Annotated in this window: 1 pseudogene; it reads right to left on the bottom strand. The window is 61.4% G+C overall.

Features of this window, described 5'->3' with window-relative positions:
• Positions 1 to 91: 91 nt before the first annotated feature.
• Positions 92 to 295 (bottom strand): annotated as a pseudogene (locus tag VR44_RS48265) (hypothetical protein); the annotation flags it as partial.

The following is a 295-nucleotide window of genomic DNA, read 5'->3' as shown; positions in this document are numbered from 1 at the left end:
CGTTTGACGTGTGGTGTTTTGGCTCCGGGCTTGCCTGTGCAGGTTGGTTGAGTACTGCGCAGGTTCCGTGATCCCCGGTATGTGGCGGCGGTTACGGGGTGGGGTTGGTGTCGGGCCAGGTGGTGGGGATGAGTTTTTCTCCGTTGCGCCAGTTGTAGCGGACGGATGCCTGGTACCAGGTGTGGGGCAGGTCGGCGTGGTCGCTGAACGGTCGGTATACCTGCGCAGTGCGCAGATATACCGAGCCACACGATGCAGTGAAGACCCGTCTGAACAGCCCGACACAACTCTCGAC

This window comes from Streptomyces katrae, assembly GCF_000966975.1.
Lineage (GTDB): Bacteria > Actinomycetota > Actinomycetes > Streptomycetales > Streptomycetaceae > Streptomyces > Streptomyces katrae.
This window is presented reverse-complemented; position numbering and strand designations above follow the sequence as displayed.